Annotated in this window: 2 pseudogenes; one reads left to right on the top strand and one right to left on the bottom strand. The window is 69.8% G+C overall.

Annotation, left to right across the window (positions count from 1 at the left end):
• Positions 1-112 (bottom strand): annotated as a pseudogene (locus tag SB822_RS59830) (ABC transporter substrate-binding protein); the annotation flags it as partial.
• A gap of 1 nt (position 113) precedes the next feature.
• Between SB822_RS59830 and SB822_RS59825 the strand changes: the two are divergent.
• Positions 114-245 (top strand): annotated as a pseudogene (locus SB822_RS59825) (ATP-binding cassette domain-containing protein); the annotation flags it as partial.

The following is a 245-nucleotide window of genomic DNA, read 5'->3' as shown; positions in this document are numbered from 1 at the left end:
CGGCCATCGCATTCCACGGCTCGCCCACGCACAGGCCGTCGAGCCCGTCTTCCGCAAGCGCGGCGACCATCTGCGGCGGCGGAATCACCACGCTTTCCACGTCGCGCAGCGGCGGCCTCACCGAATTCGCCGCGCGCGACGTGCTGTCGCTCTCAGGCGGCGAACGTCAGCGTGTCTCGCTCGCCGGGGTGCTGTGCCAGCAAGCGCCGCTGTTGCTGCTCGATGAACCGCTGTCGCATCTCGAC

Source organism: Paraburkholderia sp. SIMBA_054 (assembly GCF_046534875.1).
GTDB classification, from domain to species: domain Bacteria; phylum Pseudomonadota; class Gammaproteobacteria; order Burkholderiales; family Burkholderiaceae; genus Paraburkholderia; species Paraburkholderia hospita.
This window is presented reverse-complemented; position numbering and strand designations above follow the sequence as displayed.